This window comes from Dietzia cinnamea NBRC 102147 (genome assembly GCF_001571065.1).
Classification (GTDB): domain Bacteria; phylum Actinomycetota; class Actinomycetes; order Mycobacteriales; family Mycobacteriaceae; genus Dietzia; species Dietzia cinnamea.
In genome coordinates, this window is sequence record NZ_BCSW01000003.1 from 69,390 (window position 1) to 92,103 (window position 22,714).

Here is a 22,714-nt window from a genome sequence, read left to right on the forward strand (position 1 = left end):
GGCCCTAGTGCCCGGCGCCGATGAGCCGGATGATCTCCTCCGCGGCACCGTCGACCGCCACCTGGGTGACGTCGCCGGTGGCGCGGTGGCGGAGCTCGACCGTCCCCTCGGACCAGCCGCGACCCACCACGACGACCCAGGGCACGCCGATGAGTTCGGCGTCCTTGAACTTCACGCCCGGTGAGGCCTTGCGATCGTCGAAGAGGACCTCGAGTCGCGCCCGGTCGAACGCCTCCACGAGGGTCGCCGCCCCGTCGATCGCGGCCTGGTCCTTGTTGGCGATCACCACGTGCACGTCGGCCGGCGCGGCCTCCGCGGGCCAGACGAGGCCCTTGTCGTCGGCGAACTGCTCGGCGAGGACGGCGACCAGGCGCGAGACGCCGATCCCGTACGAGCCCATCGTGACGCGTGCGGGCTTTCCGTTCTCCCCCAGCACGTCGAACCCGAAGGCATCGGTGTACTTGCGGCCGAGCTGGAAGATGTGGCCGATCTCGATACCCCGGGCGAGCGTCAGGGTGCCGTGACCGTCGGGTGCCGGATCGCCCTCGCGGACCTCGGCGACCTCGATCGTCCCGTCGGGCGTGAAATCGCGCCCGCACACCAGGTCCACGACGTGGCGGCCCGGCTCGTCGGCGCCGGTGATCCATGCGGTGCCCTCGACCACCCGGGGATCGACCAGGTACCGGACCTCGTTGTCCCGGAGCGCCCGGGGGCCGATGTACCCCTTGACGAGGAAGGGGTTGGCGGCGAAGTCGGCTTCCTCCAGGATCGCGACCTCGGCGGGCTCGAGGGCGGCCTCGACCCGCTTCATGTCCACCTCACGGTCGCCGGGCAGGCCCACCGCCAGGAGCTCCCACTCCTCGCCGGGGCGGCGCACCTTGAGCATCACGTTCTTCAGCGTGTCGGCGGCGCCGATCTCTCGGCCGAGACCGGCGGAGTTCGCCCACGCGACCAGCGAGTCGATGGTCGGGGTGTCGGGCGTGTCGTGGACGGTCGCCTCGGGCAGGCCCTCCAGCGGACGTGCGGGGGGCGCGGGGGTGACGACGGCCTCGACGTTGGCCGCGTACGCTCCGTCCGTCGATCGCACGAACGTGTCCTCTCCGGCGGCCGACACCGCGAGGAACTCCTCCGACGCCGATCCGCCCATCGCGCCGGACGTGGCCGCACAGATGGCGTACTCGATGCCCAGTCGGTCGAAGATCCGCTGGTACGCGTCACGATGCGCCCGGTACGAGCGCTCGAGCCCGGCGTCGTCGACATCGAAGGAGTAGGAGTCCTTCATCACGAACTCGCGGCCGCGCAGGATTCCGGCGCGGGGCCGCTCCTCGTCGCGGTATTTGGTCTGGATCTGGTACAGGGTGACCGGCAGGTCCTTGTACGACGAGTACTCGCCCTGCACCGTGAGCGTGAAGAGCTCCTCGTGGGTGGGCCCGAGCATCATGTCGTTGCCCTTGCGGTCCTTGAGGCGGAACAGGGCCGGACCGTATTCGGTCCACCGGCCGGTGGTCTCGTACGGCTCGCGGGGCAGGAGCGCGGGCAGGCTGATCTCCTGGGCGCCGAAGGCGTCCATCTCCTCGCGGACCACCTGCTCGACCCGCCTGAGCGTGCGCAGCCCCAGCGGGAGCCAGGAGTACACACCGGGCGCGACGCGGCGGATGTAGCCGGCGCGGACGAGCAGCTTGTGGCTGAGGACCTCGGCGTCCGACGGGTCGTCGCGGAGGGTGCGGAGGAACAGGTGGGACAGGCGCGTGATCACGGTGATCCAGAGTAGCCGCCGGGGGTGCCGGACCGGCCCGACGGTAGCCTCTGCCGGGTGCGTATCCTCCTCTCGCCTTCCGAGACGAAGTCCATCGGCGGCTCCGGTGCCCCGCTCGATCTCACGGCGCTCTCGCTACCGTCTCTCGGCGACACACGGAAGATGGTCGTCGAGTCGCTGGTCTCCCTGTGCACCGGTGACCCGGAGGCCGCGCGCGCCGCTCTGGGGTTGAGCGAGCGACTCTCGGGCGAGGTCGAGCTGAACGCGCAGTTGTGGTCGTCCCCCACCGCCCCGGCGTTGAGCCGGTACACGGGCGTCCTCTACGACGCGCTCGACCAGCCGTCGCTGAGCGGCGCGGCGCGATCACGGGCCGAGGCACGCCTGTGGATCGGCTCCGCGCTCTTCGGCCTCGTCGGCGCCTCCGACCCGATCCCCCACTACCGGCTCTCCGCGGCGACGAAACTGCCCGGGCTGGGGACGCTTCGCTCGGTGTGGAAGCCGTCGCTCACCGCCGCCACCTCGGCGTGGGCCGACGACCTCGTCGTGGACCTCCGTTCGGGCGGTTACCACCAGCTCGGTCCGGTCCCGGGCGCGGTGACGGTCGACGTGGTCACGGAGTATCCGGACGGCACCCGCAAGGTGGTCTCCCATTTCTCCAAGTTCCACAAGGGGCTGCTCGCGCGGACCCTCGCGACGTCGCGGGCGGAGATGGACGACGTCGCCTCGCTGCTCCGGGTGGCACGTCGTGCCGGCCACACGGTCGAGCACGAGTCCGACTCGGTCGTCACGATGGTCACCGCCCCCTGAGCCGACGACCCCGCACGGTGCATCGCCCCCGGGCGGGCCTCCCCGGGCAGGCCCCCCAGGCAGGCCTCTCCGGGCGGGGCACCGTCACCCGGCGGGGATCAGCGCCAGCCCAGCTCCGGCGCGACATGGGTGAGGATCGACTCGAGCAGGTGGGCGTTGTAGTCGACGCCGAGCTGGGTCGGGACGGTCACGAGCAGGGTGTCGGCCGCCCTGATCGCCTCGTCGGCCCGGAGCTGTTCGATCAGCTCCTCGGGCTCGGCCGCGTACGAGCGGCCGAAGACCGCACGCAGGCCCGGTTCGATGTCCCCGAACTGATCTCCGCGTTGCCCGCCGCCCAGGAAGTAACGCCGGTCGGCGTCGGAGGTGATGGCGACGATCGACCGGGACACCGAGACCCTCGGCGCGAAACCGTGGTCGTGGCGCGCCCACTCCTCCCGGAACGCCTCGATCTGCCGGCGCTGCTGGACGTGCAGCGGCTCTCCGGACTCGTCCGCCTTCAGGGTGGAGGACATGAGGTGCATCCCCGTCGAGGCGGCCCACCGGGCGGTAGCGTCGGAGGCGGCGCCCCACCAGATGCGTTTCCGCAGGCCCTCGGAGTGGGGCTCGATGCGCAGGAGACCCGGCGGATTGGGGAACATCGGACGCGGATTGGGTTCGGCGAACGCCGCGCCCTCGACCGCCCGGAGGAAGACCTCCGTGTGGCGGCGGGCCATGTCCGCGTCCGTCTCCCCCTCCCCGGGCCGGAAACCGAAATAGCGCCAGCCGTCGATCACCTGCTCAGGCGATCCACGGGAGACCCCGAGCTGGACGCGCCCGCCGGCGAGGAGATCGGCAGCGGCGATGTCCTCGGCGAATCCGAGAGGGTTGGCGTAGCGCATGTCCACCACGCCGGTACCGATCTCGATCCGACGGGTCCGGGCGCCGACGGCCGCGAGCAACGGGGCGGGGGTCCCGAGCTGGCGGGCGAAGTGGTGGACCCGGAAGTACGCGCCGTCCGCGCCGAGCTCCTCCGCCGCCTCCGCGAGCTCGACGCTCTGGAGCAACGCGTCGGAGGCGGACCGGACCGCGGAGTCCGGATGGTCCATCCAGTGTCCGAAGGACAGGAAGCCGATCTTCTTGGGTGTGCCCACGACGCCATCATGCCGGAGGTCGGCGCGGAACCGCGGCGCCGCGGGCGCGACCGGGTGCGTCAGTCGGCGGCGAGCACCTGTGGGAGGCCGGCGACGTCGCCGATCACGACGATGGCCGGCGGCCGCACCTCGTGCTCGGAGAGGGTCGCGGCCAGGGTGCCGAGGGTGCAACGGTATGTCGACTGGCCCTCGAGGCTGCCGTCGACGACCACCGCGGCCGGGGTCTCGGGCGACCGGCCGCCGGCCATGAGCGACCCGGCGATCGCCGGCGAGTTCTTGACGCCCATCAGCACGACGAGCGTGCCACGCATCCGGGCGAGCGCCTCCCAGTCGATGAGCGAACCCGGGTGCCCGGGCGGAAGGTGTCCGGAGACGACGGTCAGCTCGTGGGTCATCCCGCGGTTCGTGACGGGGATGCCCGCGAGGGCGGGTACGGCGAGCGCGCTGGACACGCCCGGCACGACCGTGCACGGGATCCCGGCCTCCGCGCAGGCCTGGGCCTCCTCGAAGCCACGTCCGTAGAGGAAGGGGTCGCCGCCCTTGAGCCGCACCACGAACTTCCCGGCCCGCGCCCGGTTCACGAGTACCTCGTTGATCGCCTCCTGGGCCATCGCGCGGCCGTACGGGATCTTCGCTGCGTCGACGATCTCGACGTCCGCGCGTAGTTCGGCGAGCGGACGCTGCGGGGCCAGCCGGTCGGCGACCACCACGTCGGCGCGGGCGAGCAGTCGGCGCCCACGGACCGTCATGAGGTCGTCCGCCCCCGGCCCCCCTCCGACGAGGGCGACGGTCCCGCGCAGGGATTCGTCGACCTCCGGGGCCTCGGCACCGGCCTCGTCGAGGGCCTTCGCGACGACGTCGCGCGCCTCGGCGGTCCGGTCGCGGTCACCGGTGAGGACCGACACGAGCATCTGGCCCCGCCGGACGACGGCGGGGGTCACGGCCGTGCCGGACGTGACGGCGTCGGAGCGGACGCAGAAGGTACGGTACTGCTCCGCCTCTGCGGCGACGCGGGCGTTCACCAGGGAGTTCCTGGTCGCGGCCACCGCGTACCACGCGCCTTCGAGATCCCCCGTCCGGTACTCGCGGGGTTCCCACCAGACACGGCCCGCGTCGATGAGCCCCTGGAGAGTGGGCGTGACCTCCGGGCTGATGAGGTGGACGACCGCGCCGGCCTCGAGTAGCACGGGGACGCGGCGTTGCGCCACGGATCCGCCGCCGATCACCACGACGCGACGGCCCTCGAGGTCCAGGCCGACGGGGTACGGGTTCACGGGCCGGATCATGCCCCGATCCTATCCGCCGTCGGCGGCGTCCCGGTCGTCGACCCGGGCCGTGTGAGACGACTCATCCCCCGGCCTCGCCGAGGAGGCGGCCGGGGGATGAGGGCGTCGGGACGGCGGCGCGACGGCGCCGGTCGATCAGACCTTCTGGTCGAGCTTGAGCGTCCGGGTGGACCGCTCGAACTGCTCGGTGAACAGCGCCGGCTCCTCGGCGAGCTTGCGACCCAGCGACGGGATCATCTCCTCGAGCGCGGGCTTCCACTCGGCGAACCGGCTCGGGAAACAGCGCTGGAGCACGTCGACCATGGCGTCGACAGCGGTGGAGGCGCCGGGCGACGCGCCGAGCAGGCCGGCGATGGACCCGTCCGCGGCGTTGACCACGGCGGTGCCGAACTCGAGGGTGCCGCCGCGACCGTTGGGCTTGATCACCTGCACCCGCTGGCCGGCGACGACCTTCTCCCAGTCGCCCTCCTGCGCGGACGGGACGAAGTCGCGCAGGGACTCGACGCGTGCGCCGTGGTTCTTGGCCAGCTCGGTGATGAGGTACTTGACCAGACTCATCTCGGTGAGACCGATGTTTGCCATGGGCAGGAGGTTGCCGAGCCGGATGCTCGACGGCAGGTCGAGGAAGCTGCCCATCTTGAGGAACTTGGGGGTCCAGCCGGCGAAGGGACCGAACAGCAGGCCCTTCTTGCCGTCGATGACGCGGGTGTCCAGGTGCGGAACGGACATCGGGGGCGCGCCGACGGAGGCCTGGCTGTAGACCTTGGCCTGGTGCTGGTCTACGAGCTCGGAGTTGGTGCAGCGCAGCCACTGACCGCCGACGGGGAAACCGCCGATGCCCTTGATCTCGGGGATGCCCGACTTCTGCAGCAGGTGCAGTGCGCCGCCGCCCGCGCCGACGAACACGAACTTGGCGTCGACGGTGCGCTCGTCACCCGTGTGGCGGTTGGTCACCGTGAGGCGCCACGTGCCGTCGGTGTTGCGCTCGAGGTCCTTGACCTGGTTCTGGTAGTGCACCTCGGTGCCGGTGCGGGTGAGGTACTTGACGAACTGACGGGTGAGGGCGCCGAAGTTGACGTCGGTGCCGTTGGAGAAGTGGCTCAGCGCGAACGGCTGCTCGGGCGAGCGGCCCTTCGCCATGAGGGGGACCAGCCGCTCCAGCTCGGAGAAGTCAGTGGTGTGCTCCATTCCCGGGAACAGCGGGTGCCCGGCGAGCTTGTCGTACCGCTTCTGCAGGTAGTCCTGGCCCTCCTTGCCGGTGACGAAGCTCATGTGCGGCACGGGACGGATCCACTCCGTCGGGTCGCCGAGGATGGTGTTCTCCACCGCGTAGGACCAGAACTGGCGGGAGACCTGGAATTTCTCGTTGACGCCAACGGCCTTGGTGATGTCCACGTCGCCGTCGGCGGTCTTGGGCGAGTAGTTGAGCTCGCACAGGGCGGAGTGGCCGGTGCCGGCGTTGTTCCACGCGTCGGAGGACTCCATTGCGGGGCCCTCGAGCCGCTCGAATACCTGGATGTCCCAGTCCGGCTGGAGCCGACGCAGCAACGCCCCCAGGGTCGCGCTCATGATGCCCGCGCCGATGAGCGCCACATCCGTCGTTCCGTGCTTTGCCACCTGGTCTGAAGTCACCGGCTACCCTCGCTCATTGGTCGTGGACCCGAATCTCGCGTCGACGCGGGGCTGTCCCTCTGGGGCCCGCGCCCACAGGGCTACAAGCCTACTCACGGGGACGGCGCCGCGGCACACCGGACTAGGATGGTCGTCGTGTCGCCGCACTCCCCCGATCCCGCCGCCCACGGACATGACCCGCGATGGATCCCCGATCTGCTGGGCCCGTCCTATCGCCGGCGCGAGCTCCCGCTCGGGACCGATCCGGACGGCGAGGGGCCGATCTCGGCGACCCTGGTGCGGCACGAGGACGCGCCGGCCCGGCCGGACGCCGTGGCGCTCGTGGTCCACGGACTGTCCGACTACTTCTTCCACACGCACCTGGCCGAGTTCCTCGCCGCGCGGGGAACGGCGACGTACGGCATCGATCTGCGCAAGTGTGGCCGGTCGAGGCGGGAGGGTGTGACGCCCCATTTCACGACGGACCTGGAGAGGTACGACGACGAGCTGGATCAGGCGCTCGAGGTGATCGTCGCCGAGCACCCGGGCGTGCCCGTGTTCGTGTTCGCGCACTCCACGGGTGGCCTGGTGGTCCCCCTGTGGCTGGCGCGGCGTCGCGACCGCTCCGCGCTTGCGCCCGTCGTCGGTGTGGTGCTGAACTCCCCCTGGTTCCAGCTCGACGTGCCGGAACGCGCCCGGGCGGTGCTCGATCCGGTGATCCGGACATTGGGCTCGGTCCGCCCGTTCTACCGGCTCCCGTTGCCCACGTCGGACCGGTACGTGATCAGCACCCACGTCGATCACGACGGTGACTTCCACTTCGATACCACCCTCAAACCCCCCGGAGGAGTCGGTGTTCGCGCCGGATGGCTCGCCGCGGTACGCCGCGCCCAGCGCCGCCTGCAGGCGGGCGTCGATCTGCCGTTGCCGGTTCTGCTGTTGCGTTCGACCGCGTCGTCGGTGGGGATGAGGCCTCGCGGCGGTGAGATCGACGTCGACACGGATCTCATCCTCGACGTCCGGTCGATGCAACGGTTCGCCGACCGCGTCTCCGCGGACGTCACGGACGTCGCCGTCGACCGCGCCCGCCACGATGTCTTCCTCTCCCGCGCCGACGTGCTCGAGGTGGTCTTCGATCATCTCGGGCGTTGGCTCGACCAGACCCTGTCCGCACGCCCCAAGGAGTCCTGACCGCAATGACACAGACCCCCTCGCGCCACTTCGATCTCGTCGTCATCGGCACGGGCAGCGGCAACTCGCTGGTCGACGAGTCGTTCGCCGACAAGTCCGTCGCGATCTGCGAGAAGGGGACGTTCGGCGGCACCTGCCTCAACGTCGGGTGCATCCCCACCAAGATGTTCGTCTACGCGGCGGACACGGCCACCTCGGTCACCCATTCGTCCACCTACGGGATCGACTCGACGCTCGACGGCGTCCGGTGGCCGGACATCGTCTCGAGGGTCTTCGAACGCCGGATCGACCCCATCGCCAACAGCGGCGAGGACTACCGGCGTAACCGCTGCGACAACGTCACGGTGTACGACGGGCACGCGCGGTTCGTCGGGCCGCGCATCATTGACACCGGCACCGGGGAGATCATCACCGCCGACTCCGTCGTCATCGCCGCCGGCGGCCGTCCGTCGGTCCCCGACATCGTCACCGAGGCAGGAGTGGCCTACCACACCAGCGACGACGTGATGCGTATCCCGGAGCTGCCGAAGTCGATCGTCATCCAGGGATCCGGCTTCATCGCCTGCGAGTTCGCGCACATCTTCTCCTCCCTGGGTGTGGAGGTCACCGTCATCGGCCGGTCCGACGTGCTGCTCAAGCATCTCGACCGCGAGCTCGCGGAGCGGTTCACCGCGGCGGCCGGGCGTCGTTGGGACGTGCGACTCGGTCGGCAGATCACCAGCATGACCGCGACCGGTGAGGACCGCCGGGGCGTGGAGATCACCTTCGAGGACGGCTCGAGCTGCTCGGGCGACGCGCTCCTCGTGGCGACCGGGCGCACGCCGAACGGCGATCTGCTCGGGCTCGAGTCCGCGGGGGTGGAGATGGACGGCGACCGGGTCCGGGTGGACGAGTACGGCCGCACGACCGCCGACGGGGTGTGGGCGCTGGGCGACGTGAGCTCGCCATTCCAGCTCAAGCACGTCGCCAACCACGAACAGCGCGTGCTCGGGCACAACCTGCGCCACCCAGACGATCTGCACCCGTTCCACCACAGCAACGTCCCGTACGCGGTCTTCACGTGGCCGCAGATCGCGTCGGTCGGCCTCACCGAGTCGGAGGCGCGGGCCGCGGGGTACGACGTGACCGTCAAGACCCAGGACTACGGCGACGTGGCGTACGGCTGGGCGATGGAGGACTCGGTCGGTTGCTGCAAGCTGATCGCCGACCGGGCGACCGGTCTTCTGCTCGGCGCCCACATCATGGGTGCCCACGCGCCGTCGCTCATCCAGATCCTCATCCAGGCGATGGAGTTCGAGATCACCGTGCCCGATCTCGCGCGGCGTCAGTACTGGATCCACCCGGCGATGGCCGAGGTGGTCGAGAACGCACTGCTGGGGCTCGACTTCCCCGACCGCGGCTTCTAGTCCGCGGCCGGCGCGGTCAGGTGAGGACGAAGTCCTCCGGATCCACGACGCGGACCTGCTCGCGATACCGGAACGTGAACGTCGGCCACTGCAGCGAGTTCCGGCCGCGCGAGTCGATGTACCAACTCGAGCACCCGCCCTGGTTCCACACCGTGTGGGCCAGCTCGCGGTCCATGCGATCGGCGTAGGCCCGCTCCACCTCGGCCCGCACCTGGATCGTCCCGCTCCCCGACCGCTCCGCCAGGTCGACCAGGCGCAGGACGTGCCCGGCCTGCGATTCCAGCATGTACACGATCGACGAGTGCCCCAGATTCGTGTTGGGTCCGTAGAGCAGGAACAGGTTGGGGAAACCGGCGACCGTGACTCCGTTGTGGGCACGCGGGCTGCCGTCCCAGTGCTCGGCGAGCGTGCGGCCGTCGGCTCCGGTGATCACCTTCGAGATCGGCGGCTCGGTCGGCTGGAACCCGGTGCCGAAGATGATCACGTCCGCCGGGTGCTCGGTCCCGTCGTCGGCGACCGGGCCCCGGGGCGTGACCGCGGACGCCGCTCCGGGGACGAGCGACACATCGGGGCGCGTCAGCGCGGGGAGCCAGTGGCTCGTGAGCAGGACGCGCTTGCAGCCGATCGAGAAGTCCGGGGTGAGCGCTCTGCGCACGCGGCGATCCCGCACCTTGAGGAAGAGGTAGAACCGCGCGAACCACTCGAAGAAGCGCAGCAGGAACTGCGCGCGGGTGAACACGACGACATACAGTTCGCGCCCCAGATAGATCCGGCCGCGGACGAGCTTCTGCAGGAGCGGCAGTCGCCGGTACAGCCTCTTCCGGCGTTCGGAGATCGGACGGTCGAGCCGGGGCAGGATCCACCCGGGGGTCCGCTGGAACACCGTCACGTGCTCGGCGGTCCCCGCGATCTCGGGGACGAACTGCACGGCGGAGGCCCCGGTGCCCACCACCGCGACCCTCTTGCCCTCGAGTGGGATGTCGTGTCGCCACCGGGCGGAGTGGAACACCTCCCCCTCGAACGAGTCGAGTCCCGGGAGACGGGGAACCGACGGTGCGGAGAGAGCGCCCGTCGCCGCCACGAGGTGACGCGCCCGCACCTGCCCGCGACTGGTGTCGACGACCCACGTCCCCTCGGTCGCGTCCCACTTCGCCGCGGTCACCTCACACGACGTGACGAGCCGCTCACGTAGGCCTATACGGTCGGCGACCGACACCAGGTAGGAGTGGATCTCGGGCTGGCGTCCGAACGAGTGCGACCACCCGGGGTGGGCGTGACGGGACAGCGAGTACAACGCCGTCGGCACATCGCAGGCGCAGCCCGGGTACGTGTTGTCGCGCCAGGTCCCGCCGACCTCGTCGGCGGCCTCGAGGACGAGGAAGTCGCGGCCCCGCCCCTCGCGCAGGAGACGGTCGGCCATGGCGATACCGCCGAAACCGGCGCCCACCACCAACAGGTCGATCTGGTCCACGGGTCCACGGGGCGAGTCGATCATGCTGGACAGTATGCACTGTCGTGTCCACGCTCGAGGCCGCATCGGGACGACCGTCCATATCCCGGTCCGGGCGGGTCAGGAGCCGGAGGGCAGGGTGAGGATCTCATAACCGTCCTCGGTCACGACGACCGTGTGCTCGAACTGAGCGGTCCACGCCTTGTCCGCGGTCGTCACGGTCCAGTCGTCGTCCCAGACCTCGAATCCCGGGCCGCCGAGGGAGATCATCGGCTCGACGGTCAGCGTCATGCCCGGCTCGAGCACCTCGGTCCTCGACGGGTCGTCGTAGTGCAGGACGACCAGACCGTTGTGGAAGGTCGGCCCGACGCCGTGACCCGTGAACTCACGGACCACCGTGTAGTCGAACCTCCGGGCGTAGGACTCGATGACGCGACCGATGACGTTGACCTCGCGTCCGGGGCGGATGGCCTTGATCCCGCGGTTCATCGCCTCCTCGGTCCGCTCGACCAGCAGTCGCACCTCGTCGCTGACCTCGCCGGCGAGGAACGTCGCGTTCGTGTCGCCGTGCACGCCCTGGATATAGGCCGTCACGTCCACGTTCACGATGTCTCCGTCCCGGATCACCGTGGTGTCCGGGATGCCGTGGCAGATGACCTCGTTGAGCGAGACGCAGCACGACTTGGGGAACGCCTTGTACCCCAGCGTCGACGGATAGGCCCCGTGGTCACACAGGTACTCGTGGACGACCCGGTCGATCTCGTCCGTGGTCACGCCCGGCGCGACGGCCTCGCCGGCGGCGACGAGCGCGTCCGCCGCGATCCTGCTGGCCACGCGCATCGCGTCGATCACCTCGGGCGGCTGCACCCACGCCTCGCCGTTGGCCTCGTCGACGCGGTCGCGCCACACGTACTCCGGACGCGGGATCGAGTCGGGCACCGTCCGTATCGGGGTGGGATCACCGGGGACGAGGGGATGGCGGGTGGAGGTGGTCATACCACCAGGATAGGCCGCGTCGAGCCGACCGGCCCCGCCGGTGCTCACGGGCGGGGGCGGCGGGTCACCAGATGACGAAACAGATCGAGGCGATGATCACCATGGCCCCGAAGAGGCACATGGTGAGCACGTCGCCGCCCGGGGACCGGCCGGTCTCGTCGGGCTCCACCCGGTCGTCCTGCTCGGCCCCGGTGTCGGGGTTCTGTCGCGGATCCATCACATCACCCCCAACCGGCTCAACTCGGAGACCATGGCCACGCCGAGGATGACGAACACGACGCCCATGAAGGCGGTGTAGGTCCAGCGCCGGGCGTGGTCGGACGCCCAGAAACGCCGCACGCTCACCACTCCGTTGACCACGGCGATGACGCACAGCGCGATGCCGACCGGGGCCGCCACCCACCCGGACAAGCTGAGCAGCGGCACGAGGATCGGGATCGCGAGGTACGTGATGAGGCAGCGCACGGCGGACACGAGAACGGAGATCCGGAACGCCCGGTGCGCGCCCGAGCCGGCCTTCCTGTCGATCTCGTGGATACCGAGGAGGCGTCGCATGACCCGGTCGGCTCCACGCTGCGACCGGAAACCCGGATCGGTCACGGCACCGCCGACCGGCGCCCCGGTGACGGGCGCAGTCGTGACGGGCGCAGTGGTGGCGGGCGCAGTGGTGACGGGCCCAGTGGCTGGGGCGGGAACGCTCACGCGGCCCTCCCCCGCGAGGCGCCGTGTCCGGTGATCACCGTCGCTGTCCTGTCCATCGCCGTCCTACCCTCCGTGCGATTCGAGAAATCCGAGCTCACGATCCGACTTCCGGTCCACTGTCCCACAGCGCCCGACCCGGGCCGAAGCCGCGGTGGCCGCGGTACCCCGCTCGGGGTCGGGCCCGCGCGGCGGCGGCCGTGCCGATCACAGCAGGACCGTCGCGTAGTCGACGGCGTCGGTCATGCCGACGCGGCGGTAGGCGGCGCGGGCGGCGACATTGGACCCGTTCACCACGAGCGACGGCGTGAGCCCGTGGGACCGGAGCGCCGCGCACACCGCGGCCGTCCCCCCCGATCCGAGACCGGCGCCCCGCTTGTCCCGGTGGACCCATATGCCCTGGATCTGCGCGACCCGCGGGGCGAGAGCGGCGATGTCGGCCTTGAAGACCACCTCGCCCCGGTCGAGCCCGATCCAGGTCCGTCCCCGCGCCAACGAGCGGGCGACGCGACGACGGAAGGGGATCCCCGCTCCCACGGCGAACGGGTCGGCGCGCAGCTCCTCGCGATACATGGCCGCGGCGGCCGCCAGAACCGGCTCGAACTCCTCCAGGGTGGCCGGACGGATCCCGTCGGGAATCATGGCGGGATCCACCGGGCGCTCCAGCGTCATGAGGTACTGCTGGTCCCGGTACTCCCTGGCCTCCCCCCAGGCGTCACGGAGGGCCGGCCACAGGGAGGCCACCTGCTCCCGCCGACCGTGGACGGACATGGGACCGAGCCCGAGGCCGGCGACCGCGCGGCCGAGCGCGCGGTGATCGGCGTCGTCACCGCGCAGCGGCAGCACGGAGCTGCCGACGAAGACCAGCGACCGCGCGGGACCGCCGAGGGTGAGGAACCGCCCGTCCGCACCGGCCACCACGCCCGACGTCGCGAACTTCTCCGCGGCGGGCGCCGCGACCAGCGGATCGGACGCCAGCACATCGGACACGGCCCGGGACTCGCCCGGGCCGACCTCCCGGCACCCACCGATCCCGGTGTCCGGCGCAGCCGTGTCGGTCACGGCCTATCGCGTGACCTTGACCTGGGGGCCCTGGCCCTCGGCGGCCTCCCCCACCGTCTCGCCCATCTCGTCGGCGATCCGCATGGCCTCCTCGATGAGGGTCTCCACGATCGCCGCCTCCGGCACCGTCTTGATGACCTCGCCCCTGACGAAGATCTGCCCCTTGCCGTTACCCGAGGCGACACCCAGATCGGCGTCACGCGCCTCGCCCGGTCCGTTGACCACGCAACCCATCACGGCCACGCGCAGCGGAACGCTCATCCCCTCGAGGCCGGCGGTGACCTCCTCGGCGAGCTTGTACACGTCGACCTGCGCGCGACCGCAGGACGGGCACGAGACGATCTCCAGCTTCCGCGGTCGCAGGTTGAGCGACTGCAGGATCTGCGCGCCGACCTTGATCTCCTCGGCCGGCGGGGCCGAGAGGGAGACACGGATCGTGTCGCCGATGCCCTCGGCCAACAGCGCGCCGAACGCGACGGCGGACTTGATGGTGCCCTGGAACGCAGGGCCCGCCTCCGTCACGCCGAGGTGCAGCGGGTAGTCGGTCTGGGCGGCGAGCTGTCGGTACGCCTCGACCATGATCACCGGGTCGTTGTGCTTGACCGAGATCTTGATGTCACCGAACCCGTGCTCCTCGAACAGGGACGCCTCCCATACGGCGGACTCCACGAGCGCCTCGGGCGTGGCCTTGCCGTACTTGGCCAGCAGCCGCGGGTCCAGCGAGCCCGCGTTGACGCCGATACGGATCGGGATGCCCGCGTCACCGGCCGCCTTGGCGACCTCCTTGACGCGCCCGTCGAACTCCTTGATGTTGCCCGGGTTGACGCGCACCGCCGCACACCCGGCGTCGATCGCCGCGAAGATGTACTTGGGCTGGAAGTGGATGTCGGCGATCACCGGGATCGGCGACTTGCGGGCGATCGTCGACAGCGCGTCGGCGTCCTCCTGTCGCGGGCAGGCCACGCGCACGATGTCGCAGCCGGACGCCGTGAGCTCGGCGATCTGCTGCAGCGTCGAGTTGATGTCGTGCGTCTTGGTGTTGGTCATGGACTGGACCGAAACCGGGTGATCACTGCCCACGCCGACCGGGCCGACGTACAGCTGCCGGGTTCTGCGCCGCGGCGCCAGCACCGGCGGCGGTGCGTCGGGCATACCCAGTCCGACCGGGATCGAGGATGAGTCGTTCACAACAGGCCTTCCGTAGGGGCTGCGGGCCGGGTGCCCACGAGTCCCGACCGCCATTATCCGGGTAACCGGCGACGGGGGCGAGGTGGGTGTGGGTCGGCTCAGCCCGGCAGCAGGATCGGGTTGACGAAGTCGGCGGTGATGACGATCGCGGACACGCCGATCAGCAGGACGAACACCGCCATCGTCAGCGGCGCCAGCTTCTCGTAGTCGGCCGGGCCGCCGGGGGCCAGACCGCGCAGCCTCCGCACCGCGTCGCGGATCTTCTCGTAGAACACCACCGCGATGTGGCCGCCGTCGAACGGCGTCAACGGCACGAGATTGAACGCGCCGAGGAAGAGATTGAGCCCGGCCAGGAAGAGCAGGAACAGACTCCACAGCCCCTGCTCGACCGCCTGTCCGCCGATGTAGCTGGCTCCGACCACTGACACCGGCGAGTCCTCGGCCCGCTCCGCACCGAAGATCGACGCCGCGACGGCCGGGATCTTCGCCGGGAACGAGATCAGCCCCTCGACGGTCGCCTCCACCATCTCGCCGGTGAAGACGAAGGTCGCGGGCACCGCGGAGAGCGCGTCATAGGTGTTGACGGTCTGATACGCGGGGTCATCGAGGATCTCCTGCGGGATCCCGTCCTCCGAAAGCCGGACACCGAGCGCTCCCCGCTCCTGACCGTCGACGGTCGACGAGGTCAACCTCGTCGTCGTCGTCACCTCCTCCCCGTCCCGCTCCAACGCCACCGGCACGGTCTCGCCGGGGCGCGCCGACACCACCTCCGACAGGTCGGCCCAGCTCACCACGGGGACCCCGTCGACGGCGGTGATCCGGTCGCCCGGGAGGATCCCCGCCTCACCGGCGGGGCCCACGCCGATGCCACAGTCGTCCGCACCCGCGCACGTGTCACCGACCACCGCGGCGACCCGGTCGGTCGGGATCGGTTGGACGTCCCGGTTGGCCAGCCCCCACCCCAGGGCGACCGTGTAGAAGAGGGCGATCGCCAGCACGATGTTCATGAACGGCCCCGCCAGCAGCACCGCGACGCGCTTCCACCACGCCTGACGCCACATGGCCTTCGGCTCGTCCTCCGGCGGCAACCGGTCGTACGCGGTCATCCCCGCGATGTCGCAGAAGCCCCCCAGCGGGATCGCCTTGAGCCCGTACTCGATCCCGCCCCGCCGCACCGACCACAGGGTCGGGCCGAAGCCCACGAAGAACCGGCGCACCTTCATCCCCGACCACAGGGCCACCCTCATGTGCCCGTATTCGTGGAGCACGATCGACACCATGATCCCCAGCGCGAACAGGACGATCCCGACGATCAGCACGACTCAGCCCTCCAGGCCCGTGACGATGGCCGCGGCGTGCCGCCGCGCCCAGGACTCCGCCGCCGCGACGTCGTCGGGATCCCGCGGATCAGACGACCACTCGTCCGCGGCGCCGACGGTCTCCGCCACCACGTCCACGATGTCCGTGAACCGGATCCGACCGTCGAGGAACGCCGGCGCGGCCTCCTCGTTGGCCGCGTTGAACACCGCCGTGCGCAGGCCACCCGACTCGCCGGCCGCGCGGGCCACCTCGATAGCGGGGAAGGTCCCGGTGTCGACCGGCTCGAACGTCCACGTGTGCGCGCGGGTGAAATCCAGCGGCGTCGACGCACCCGGGACGCGGTCGGGCCAGCCCAGGGCCAGCGCGATCGGGAGCTTCATCGACGGCGGCGACGCCTTGGCCACCGTCGCGCCGTCGACGAAGGTCACGGCCGAGTGCACCACCGACTGCGGGTGGACCGTGACGTCGATCCGGTCGTAGGGCACCCCGAACAGCAGGTGCGCCTCGATGAGCTCGAGAGACTTGTTGACCAGCGTCGCCGAGTTGAGCGTGATCATCCGGCCCATCGCCCACGTGGGGTGGCGCAGGGCCTCCTCGGCCGTGACGTCGGCCAGCTCCGCGCGCGTCCGACCGCGGAACGGGCCACCGGACGCGGTGAGGACCAGCGAGGCCACCTCGTCGCTCGCGCCCGCACGCAGGCACTGCGCCATCGCGGAATGCTCCGAGTCCACCGGGATCAACTGCCCCGGCGCGGCCGCCCCCGTGACGAGCGCGCCCCCGGCGACGAGCGACTCCTTGTTGGCCAGAGCGAGCCGGGCGCCCGAGCGCAGGGCGGCGAGGGTCGGCCCCAGTCCCCTCGACCCGTCGATGCCGTTGAGCACCACGTCCGACTCGACCGCGTCCACCAGTCGCGTCGCCGCGGACGGGCCGGACAGGACCGTCACGTCCGGGAACGCCGAGCCGATTCGCCCTGCCGCGGTCGGGTCCGACACCGCGACGAAGCGCGCACCGGTCGTGCGGATCTGCTCCGCGAGGAGATCGACGCGGCCACCACCGGCGGCCAGACCGACCACCTCGAAGCGGTCGGCGCCGGCCTGCGAGGTCACCTCGAGTGCCTGGGTCCCGATCGAGCCGGTACTGCCGAGGACGAGAACGCGCGTGGTCACCCCGCCATTGTCCACGCCGACGGCCGTGTGTGCCGCATCGGACGACCCCCTCGGGGCCTCCCGCGGCGGGTTAGGCGTCGACCTGAGAACGCGGTGTGACAAACTGGGCACGATGTCGGCGGCCCGCAGGGCTGCCAGCGAGCCGTGAGGAGAACCGGGGAGCATGAGCGCTGACGGACACCACACCAGCAGGGAGATCGTCGTCAACGGGATCAGTTCCGTGGACGAGCCCTCGGTCGCCTGGGGCTGGCACAAGCACAGCAGGATGGTCGGCGTCGCCGTGGGCGGGTTCTTCGTCCTGTTCCTCCTGGCGATGCTCTTCGGGAACCACATCGGCCGGGTCGAGAACATCTGGCTGGTGAGCATCGCCGCGTTCCTGGCCATCTGGATGGTCATCTCGCTGCGTCCCAAGAAGGACGACACCCTCAAGAAGAGCCGGATCCACGAGGTCTCCGCTCACCACTACGCCGCGGCCAGCGCTGTCGCGACCGGCGAGGCAGCCCGGAACCCTGAGGGCGTCGCTCCCGCCAAGCACTGACGACGGGCGGACCATGACGAAGGGCCGCCATCGCTCCCCGGAGCGATGGCGGCCCTTCTCGTCGGTGAGGCGATCAGCCCTCGGCCGCCAGCTGGCCGCACGCGGCGTCGATGTCCGACCCGCGGGTGTCGCGGACGGTGCAGGAGACGCCGGCAGCGCGCACGGCCGCGACGAAGGCGTCCTGCTGGTGGCGGGGGCTGGCGTCCCATTCGCTCCCCGGGGTCGGGTTGAGCGGGATGAGATTGACGTGCGCCATGGGTCCGAGCCGCTGCGCGAGCAGCCGACCGAGCATCTCCCCACGCCAGACCTGGTCGTTCACATCGCGGATCAGCGCGTACTCGATGGACACACGTCGACCCGTGGCGTCGGCGTAGTGGCGGGCCGCGTCCATCACCTCGGTTACCGGCCAGCGGTTGTTCACCGGCACCAGGGTGTCCCGGAGCTCGTCGTCGGGAGTGTGCAGCGACACCGCGAGGGTGACCTGGAGCCCCTCCTCGGCGAGCCGGTGGATCGCGGGGACGACCCCGACAGTCGACACGGTCACCGAGCGCTGCGAGAGCCCGAAACCGGACGGCGGGGGCGAGATGATCCCACGGACCGCGGCGAGGACGCGCTTGTAATTGGCCAGCGGCTCCCCCATCCCCATGAACACCACGTTCGACAGGCGCCCGGGTCCCCCCGGGATGTCGCCGTCCCGCAGCGCTCGTGCCGCCACGCGGACCTGCTCGAGGATCTCCGCCGTCGACAGGTTCCGCTGGAGACCACCCTGACCGGTCGCACAGAACGGGCACGCCATGCCACAGCCGGCCTGACTCGAGATACAGACCGTCGCCCGGTCCGGGTAGCGCATGAGCACGCTCTCCACCAGCGAGCCGTCGTGCAGCTTCCACAGCGTCTTGCGCGTGGTGCCCTCGTCCGCGGACACGTGACGCAGCGACGTGGTGAGCGGCGGGAAGAGTGCCTGCCCCACCCGGTCGCGTAGATCAGCCGGGAGGTCGGTCATCTCGCGCGGGTCCGCCTCGAGCCGCGCGAAGTACTGGTTCGCCAGCTGCTTCCCCCGGAACGAGGGGACCCCGAGGTCACCCATCGCCTCCGCGCGGCCGTCGGAGTCGAGGTCGGCGAAGTGCCGCGGGGGCAGCCCACGGCGGGGGGCGTCGAATACGAGGGGAAGAGGTTCAGCCATGATTCGATCATTCTGTCAGAAACGAACGCGCACGACACACCGCCAACGGTGCCGTCCGCTGGGATGAGCACATACAGTTCTGCCATGGCCACACGTTCACACGATCCCGTAGACCCTGCTCATCCGGGCGCAGGCGACGCGTCGGGCGCGATACCCGCCGGGCGATCCGATGCCGGCGACTCGGCGCCGGCCCCCCTGGACGGGGCGACCGACAGTCCACCACCGGGCCGGGGGAACGGGGACGACCCCTATCCCGACACCGCCGGCGGGCTTCTCGGATCGGCGTGGGTAGGCCTCGTCCTGGGCGCACTGGTGACGGTCCTGCTGCTGATCTTCATCGCGCAGAACACGACCTCGACCGACGTCCGCTACCTCGGCTGGGAATTCAGCCTGCCATTGGGGGTGCTGATCCTCATGGCGGCGATCGCCGGGGCACTGATCATGGCACTGTTCGCCGGGTTCCGGATCCTCCAGCTGCGGATGCGCGCACGCAAGGCCCGCAAGCTCGCGACCCGCGCGCACTGACCACGCGGGGGCGGCGGCTCCCCATGCCGTCGCCCCGGCCGGTCACGTCGGCACGACGTACGTGAAGATGACCCAGACGACGACGGCGCTGGGCAGCACGGAGTCGAGGCGGTCCATGAAACCGCCGTGGCCCGGCAGCATCGTCCCCATGTCCTTGATGCCCAGGTCCCGTTTGACCTGCGATTCGACGAGATCGCCCAGCGTCGCGGTGAACACGGTGAGGACGCCGAGAAGGATACCCTTCCAGACGCTGTCGTTGAACATCATCGCCACGACGGTCGCGCCGCCGACCGTGGCGAACAGCAACGAACCGGCGAAACCCTCCCAGGACTTCTTCGGACTGATCGCCGGGACCATCGGGTGCTTCCCGAACAGCACCCCCGCGACGTAACCGCCGACGTCCGAGCACACGACCAGCAGGATGAGCGCCACGACCCGCTGCGCCCCGAACTCGCCGTCGGACAGCATGGCGCCCAGCGAACCCGGGACGGCGATCCACGCCAGGACGAACACCGCCACCGCGGCATCCCGCAGGTAGTTCTTCGGCGCGGTGGTCAGCCCGCCCATGAGCAGTCGCCACACGAGCACCACCACAGTGGTGACGGCGAATGCGGCGAAGGCGCCCTCCGCCCCGCTGAGGAAACCCGCCCACACCGTCGCCTGCCCGCCCAGCAGGAGCGGGATCAACGGGAGCCGGAACCGTGCCTGGCGCAGCCGCTTGAACACCTCCCAGGTGCCGATCGCGACGGCTCCCGCGGCGACGATGTACCAGGCGCGCGGGGTGAAGGCGATGCTCGCGATCACCAGCGCGCCGAGGCCGACCCCGACCGGGATGGCCCGGGTCAGGTCCCGGCCGGCGCGCGACGGAGGTGCGGCGGCCGCGGCGGTGGGCCCGGGCGGTCCGGGGGGAGCGGTGTCCACGGCGTACTCCTCGACTGTGAAGGGCGGATCGGGGCCGGGAGGTCACACCTCCATCAGCTCGCCTTCCTTGACCTTGACCAGGTCGTCGACATCGGCGACGTAGCGCTGGGTGAGCTTGTCGAGTTCCTTCTCGGCGGCGGCGACCTCGTCCTCGCCGGCTTCGCCGTCCTTCTGGATGCGCTTGAGCTCGTCCATCGCCTTGCGTCGGACGCCGCGGATCGCGATCCGGCCGTCCTCGGCCTTGGCCTTGGCCTGCTTGACCAGGTCGCGACGCCGCTCCTCGGTGAGCTGCGGCACCGTCACGCGGAGGACCTGCCCGTCGTTGGTCGGGTTGACGCCGAGGTCCGAGTTGCGGATCGCGTTCTCGATCGGGCCGATCTGCGACATCTCGTACGGCTTGATGATCAGCATCCGCGGTTCGGGGACGGTGATGCTGGACATCTGGGTGATCGGGGTGAGGGTCCCGTAGTACTCGCAGAGCACGCGGTTGAACATGCCCGGGTTGGCGCGGCCGGTGCGGATGGAGGCGAGCTCGTCACGGACGTGCTCGAGCGCCTTTTCCATCTTCTCCTCGGCCTCGAGCAGAGTGTCGTCGATCATGTGCGTCTCTTTTCGTTCTCGTCGGTGGCTGTGGTTCGGTCGCGGGCGGGTCGGTCGGCCGCGTCAGTCAGAGCTGCTGACCAGGGTCCCGATCTGCTCACCGGCCACTGCACGAGCGATGTTGCCCTCGGTGAGGAGGTTGAAGACCAGGATGGGCATGTTGTTGTCCATACAGAGGCTGAACGCTGTGGCGTCGGCCACCTTCAATCCGCGTTCGAGGCACTCGCGGTGCTCGATGCGGGTGAAAAGCTCGGCGCGGGGGTTCGTGCGCGGGTCGTCCGAGTACACCCCGTCGACGGCCTTGGCCATGAGCAGCACGTCGGCCTTGATCTCCAACGCGCGTTGCGCCGCGGTGGTGTCGGTCGAGAAGTAGGGCATGCCCATGCCGGCGCCGAAGATCACGACACGCCCCTTCTCCAGGTGCCGCTCGGCGCGCAGCGGGATGTACGGCTCCGCGACCTGCCCCATGTGGATGGCGGTCTGGACGCGCGTGGAGACGCCCTCCTGCTCGAGGAAGTCCTGAAGGGCGAGGCAGTTCATCACGGTGCCCAGCATCCCCATATAGTCGCTGCGGGCGCGGTCCAGGCCGCGTTGCTGCAGCTGGGCGCCGCGGAAGAAGTTGCCTCCCCCGATCACGATTGCGATCTGCGCCCCCGTGCGGGACACCTCGGCGATCTGACGGGCGACCGACTGGACCACATCCGGGTCGATACCCACGCCGCCGCCGCCGAACATCTCGCCGCCCAGCTTGAGCATCACTCGCCTGTAGCCGTCCCGCGGGTCGGTCATCGTTCTCCTCGTCCCGGGCGGATCGAGCCCGTATCGCGCGTCAACGCCCCCGACGGGGTCTCGTCGGGGTGGCGTGCGGCCCATGGTGGGACCGCGTTCATTCTGCCCTATCGCCCCTGCCTCCACACCGCAGCCCGCCGGGCGTGGGGACACCCGGGCCGACAGACGCCGACGGCGGCACCCGGGGATTCCGGGTGCCGCCGTCGCGTGGGACCCGTCGTGACGGGTCAGGGCCGCATCAGGCCTGGCCGACCTCGAAGCGCAGGAAGGCCGAGACCGTCGCGCCGGCCTCGTCGAGCAGGGCGCCGACAGTCTTCTTGCTGTCGGTGACCGACGGCTGGTCGAGGAGGCAGACGTCCTTGAAGAAGCCGTTGAGGCGTCCCTCGACGATCTTCGGGAGGGCCTGCTCCGGCTTGCCCTCCTCGCGGGCGGTGGCCTCGGCGATCTCGCGCTCCTTGGCGACGATGTCGGCGGGGACCTCGTCGCGGGAGACGTACTGGGCCTTGAGCGCGGCGATCTGCATCGCGGCGGCGCGCGCGGCGGACTCCGCGGCCTCGCCCTCACCCGAGTAGGCGACCATGACGCCGACGGCGGGCGGCAGGTCGGAGGAGCGCTTGTGCAGGTAGACGGCGACCGGGCCGTCGATCTTGCCCACGCGGCGCAGGACCAGCTTCTCGCCGGACTTGGCGGAGAACGACACGACGGCGTCGGCGACGGTGGCACCGTCGAGCTCGGCGGCGTTGAGGGCGTCGAGGTCCGAGATGCCCTGCGAGGCGGCCACGTCGACGATCTTGTCGGCGAGCGCGATGAACTCGGCGCTCTTGGCGACGAAGTCGGTCTCGGAGTTGAGCTCGATCATGACGCCGTCCTTGATGGCGACCAGGCCCTCGGCCGTGGTGCGCTCGGCGCGCTTGCCCACGTCCTTCGCGCCCTTGATGCGCAGGACCTCGACGGCCTTGTCGAAGTCGCCGTCGGTCTCCTCCAGGGCCTTCTTGCAGTCCATCATCCCGGAGCCGGTGAGCTCACGCAGACGCTTGACGTCGGCAGCGGTGTAGTTCGCCATTGTGGGGCGACCCTCCTTAAAGGGGTT

At 70.5% G+C, this 22,714-nt stretch carries 22 protein-coding genes; 5 read left to right on the forward strand and 17 right to left on the reverse strand.

The features are described from left to right. Positions 1 to 4 precede the first annotated feature (4 nt). Positions 5 to 1,756, reverse strand: coding sequence for a proline--tRNA ligase (locus DCI01S_RS02210; protein ID WP_061227739.1), 1,752 nt, complete (start codon positions 1,754 to 1,756; stop codon positions 5 to 7). Positions 1,757 to 1,813: 57 nt separating this feature from the next. Here DCI01S_RS02210 and DCI01S_RS02215 point away from each other — a divergent pair, with 57 nt between their 5' ends. Next, entirely contained in the window at positions 1,814 to 2,563 is a 750-nt protein-coding gene (locus DCI01S_RS02215; protein WP_061227740.1) for a YaaA family protein, read from the forward strand. A gap of 98 nt (positions 2,564 to 2,661) precedes the next feature. Here the strand turns inward: DCI01S_RS02215 and DCI01S_RS02220 are convergent, their stop codons facing one another. The 3 genes from DCI01S_RS02220 to mqo all read right to left on the reverse strand — a co-directional run bounded on the left by DCI01S_RS02220 (position 2,662) and on the right by mqo (position 6,611). Further along, complete coding sequence (locus tag DCI01S_RS02220) at positions 2,662 to 3,648, reverse strand: LLM class flavin-dependent oxidoreductase (RefSeq protein ID WP_061227800.1); 987 nt, start codon at positions 3,646 to 3,648, stop codon at positions 2,662 to 2,664. Between the two features lie 104 nt (positions 3,649 to 3,752). Then, a complete protein-coding gene (gene cobA / locus DCI01S_RS02225) occupies positions 3,753 to 4,979 on the reverse strand; it encodes a uroporphyrinogen-III C-methyltransferase (RefSeq protein ID WP_061227741.1) in 1,227 nt (408 codons plus the stop codon). Between the two features lie 135 nt (positions 4,980 to 5,114). Next, entirely contained in the window at positions 5,115 to 6,611 is a 1,497-nt protein-coding gene (gene mqo / locus DCI01S_RS02230; RefSeq protein WP_082767600.1) for a malate dehydrogenase (quinone), read from the reverse strand. A 126-nt stretch (positions 6,612 to 6,737) separates the two neighbouring features. Between mqo and DCI01S_RS02235 the strand changes: the two genes are divergently transcribed. Both DCI01S_RS02235 and mtr read left to right on the forward strand, forming a co-directional pair. After that, positions 6,738 to 7,781: an alpha/beta hydrolase gene (locus tag DCI01S_RS02235; RefSeq protein WP_061227743.1), complete on the forward strand. Its 1,044-nt coding sequence runs from the start codon at positions 6,738 to 6,740 to the stop codon at positions 7,779 to 7,781. A 5-nt stretch (positions 7,782 to 7,786) separates the two neighbouring features. Continuing rightward, positions 7,787 to 9,187, forward strand: a complete 1,401-nt coding sequence (mtr, locus tag DCI01S_RS02240) for a mycothione reductase (protein WP_061227744.1) — start codon at positions 7,787 to 7,789, stop codon at positions 9,185 to 9,187. A 16-nt stretch (positions 9,188 to 9,203) separates the two neighbouring features. On the opposite strand, the gene DCI01S_RS02245 is transcribed toward mtr, so the two are convergent. The 8 genes from DCI01S_RS02245 to dxr all read right to left on the reverse strand — a co-directional run bounded on the left by DCI01S_RS02245 (position 9,204) and on the right by dxr (position 17,068). Next, positions 9,204 to 10,682: a flavin-containing monooxygenase gene (locus DCI01S_RS02245; RefSeq protein WP_061227745.1), complete on the reverse strand. Its 1,479-nt coding sequence runs from the start codon at positions 10,680 to 10,682 to the stop codon at positions 9,204 to 9,206. Positions 10,683 to 10,757: 75 nt separating this feature from the next. After that, positions 10,758 to 11,633 carry a type I methionyl aminopeptidase gene (map, locus tag DCI01S_RS02250; protein WP_061227746.1) on the reverse strand — a complete coding sequence of 292 codons (876 nt, stop codon included), beginning with the start codon at positions 11,631 to 11,633 and terminating at the stop codon, positions 10,758 to 10,760. Between the two features lie 64 nt (positions 11,634 to 11,697). After that, complete coding sequence (locus tag DCI01S_RS17100; protein WP_156482527.1) at positions 11,698 to 11,850, reverse strand: hypothetical protein; 153 nt, start codon at positions 11,848 to 11,850, stop codon at positions 11,698 to 11,700. Next, positions 11,850 to 12,188, reverse strand: coding sequence for a hypothetical protein (locus tag DCI01S_RS02255; protein ID WP_061227801.1), 339 nt, complete (start codon positions 12,186 to 12,188; stop codon positions 11,850 to 11,852). Before DCI01S_RS02255 ends, DCI01S_RS17100 begins: the two co-directional genes overlap by 1 nt. Positions 12,189 to 12,539: 351 nt before the next feature. Beyond that, positions 12,540 to 13,394 (reverse strand): GNAT family N-acetyltransferase, encoded by an 855-nt coding sequence (locus tag DCI01S_RS02260; protein WP_061227747.1) that lies wholly within the window; start codon positions 13,392 to 13,394, stop codon positions 12,540 to 12,542. A 3-nt stretch (positions 13,395 to 13,397) separates the two neighbouring features. Continuing rightward, entirely contained in the window at positions 13,398 to 14,546 is a 1,149-nt protein-coding gene (ispG, locus tag DCI01S_RS02265; RefSeq protein WP_174521509.1) for a flavodoxin-dependent (E)-4-hydroxy-3-methylbut-2-enyl-diphosphate synthase, read from the reverse strand. A 134-nt stretch (positions 14,547 to 14,680) separates the two neighbouring features. Beyond that, the gene (locus DCI01S_RS02270) at positions 14,681 to 15,901 is read right to left on the reverse strand and encodes a M50 family metallopeptidase (protein WP_256386794.1); all 1,221 of its coding nucleotides are present in this window, start codon (positions 15,899 to 15,901) and stop codon (positions 14,681 to 14,683) included. 3 nt (positions 15,902 to 15,904) lie between these two features. Further along, on the reverse strand, positions 15,905 to 17,068 hold the full coding sequence (gene dxr / locus DCI01S_RS02275; protein WP_061227749.1) for a 1-deoxy-D-xylulose-5-phosphate reductoisomerase: 1,164 nt from the start codon (positions 17,066 to 17,068) through the stop codon (positions 15,905 to 15,907). 163 nt (positions 17,069 to 17,231) lie between these two features. Between dxr and DCI01S_RS02280 the strand changes: the two genes are divergently transcribed. Then, entirely contained in the window at positions 17,232 to 17,606 is a 375-nt protein-coding gene (locus DCI01S_RS02280; RefSeq protein ID WP_007626791.1) for a DUF2631 domain-containing protein, read from the forward strand. Positions 17,607 to 17,679: 73 nt separating this feature from the next. Here the strand turns inward: DCI01S_RS02280 and rlmN are convergent, their stop codons facing one another. Further along, complete coding sequence (gene rlmN / locus DCI01S_RS02285) at positions 17,680 to 18,789, reverse strand: dual-specificity RNA methyltransferase RlmN (RefSeq protein WP_061227750.1); 1,110 nt, start codon at positions 18,787 to 18,789, stop codon at positions 17,680 to 17,682. Positions 18,790 to 18,873: 84 nt separating this feature from the next. Between rlmN and DCI01S_RS16655 the strand changes: the two genes are divergently transcribed. Then, a complete protein-coding gene (locus DCI01S_RS16655; RefSeq protein WP_082767601.1) occupies positions 18,874 to 19,314 on the forward strand; it encodes a LapA family protein in 441 nt (146 codons plus the stop codon). 42 nt (positions 19,315 to 19,356) lie between these two features. On the opposite strand, the gene DCI01S_RS02295 is transcribed toward DCI01S_RS16655, so the two are convergent. The 4 genes from DCI01S_RS02295 to tsf all read right to left on the reverse strand — a co-directional run bounded on the left by DCI01S_RS02295 (position 19,357) and on the right by tsf (position 22,687). Beyond that, positions 19,357 to 20,235 carry a phosphatidate cytidylyltransferase gene (locus tag DCI01S_RS02295; RefSeq protein WP_061227751.1) on the reverse strand — a complete coding sequence of 293 codons (879 nt, stop codon included), beginning with the start codon at positions 20,233 to 20,235 and terminating at the stop codon, positions 19,357 to 19,359. 42 nt (positions 20,236 to 20,277) lie between these two features. Further along, a complete protein-coding gene (gene frr / locus DCI01S_RS02300) occupies positions 20,278 to 20,835 on the reverse strand; it encodes a ribosome recycling factor (RefSeq protein ID WP_061227752.1) in 558 nt (185 codons plus the stop codon). Positions 20,836 to 20,898: 63 nt separating this feature from the next. Further along, positions 20,899 to 21,624 (reverse strand): UMP kinase, encoded by a 726-nt coding sequence (gene pyrH, locus DCI01S_RS02305; RefSeq protein WP_061227753.1) that lies wholly within the window; start codon positions 21,622 to 21,624, stop codon positions 20,899 to 20,901. Between the two features lie 238 nt (positions 21,625 to 21,862). Continuing rightward, entirely contained in the window at positions 21,863 to 22,687 is an 825-nt protein-coding gene (tsf, locus tag DCI01S_RS02310) for a translation elongation factor Ts (RefSeq protein ID WP_061227754.1), read from the reverse strand. Positions 22,688 to 22,714 lie beyond the last annotated feature (27 nt).

Bases quoted from the DNA above. Each gene is read 5' to 3' on its own strand.
- DCI01S_RS02220 (WP_061227800.1), bottom strand. From the start codon at position 3,648: ATGGACCATCCGGACTCCGCGGTCCGGTCCGCCTCCGACGCGTTGCTC.
- cobA (WP_061227741.1), bottom strand. From the start codon at position 4,979: ATGATCCGGCCCGTGAACCCGTACCCCGTCGGCCTGGACCTCGAGGGC.
- DCI01S_RS02235 (WP_061227743.1), top strand. From the start codon at position 6,738: ATGGTCGTCGTGTCGCCGCACTCCCCCGATCCCGCCGCCCACGGACAT.
- mtr (WP_061227744.1), top strand. From the start codon at position 7,787: ATGACACAGACCCCCTCGCGCCACTTCGATCTCGTCGTCATCGGCACG.
- DCI01S_RS02245 (WP_061227745.1), bottom strand. From the start codon at position 10,682: ATGATCGACTCGCCCCGTGGACCCGTGGACCAGATCGACCTGTTGGTG.
- map (WP_061227746.1), bottom strand. From the start codon at position 11,633: ATGACCACCTCCACCCGCCATCCCCTCGTCCCCGGTGATCCCACCCCG.
- DCI01S_RS17100 (WP_156482527.1), bottom strand. From the start codon at position 11,850: ATGGATCCGCGACAGAACCCCGACACCGGGGCCGAGCAGGACGACCGG.
- DCI01S_RS02255 (WP_061227801.1), bottom strand. From the start codon at position 12,188: ATGCGACGCCTCCTCGGTATCCACGAGATCGACAGGAAGGCCGGCTCG.
- ispG (WP_174521509.1), bottom strand. From the start codon at position 14,546: ATGCCCGACGCACCGCCGCCGGTGCTGGCGCCGCGGCGCAGAACCCGG.
- DCI01S_RS02280 (WP_007626791.1), top strand. From the start codon at position 17,232: ATGAGCGCTGACGGACACCACACCAGCAGGGAGATCGTCGTCAACGGG.
- rlmN (WP_061227750.1), bottom strand. From the start codon at position 18,789: ATGGCTGAACCTCTTCCCCTCGTATTCGACGCCCCCCGCCGTGGGCTG.
- DCI01S_RS16655 (WP_082767601.1), top strand. From the start codon at position 18,874: ATGGCCACACGTTCACACGATCCCGTAGACCCTGCTCATCCGGGCGCA.
- frr (WP_061227752.1), bottom strand. From the start codon at position 20,835: ATGATCGACGACACTCTGCTCGAGGCCGAGGAGAAGATGGAAAAGGCG.
- pyrH (WP_061227753.1), bottom strand. From the start codon at position 21,624: ATGACCGACCCGCGGGACGGCTACAGGCGAGTGATGCTCAAGCTGGGC.
- tsf (WP_061227754.1), bottom strand. From the start codon at position 22,687: ATGGCGAACTACACCGCTGCCGACGTCAAGCGTCTGCGTGAGCTCACC.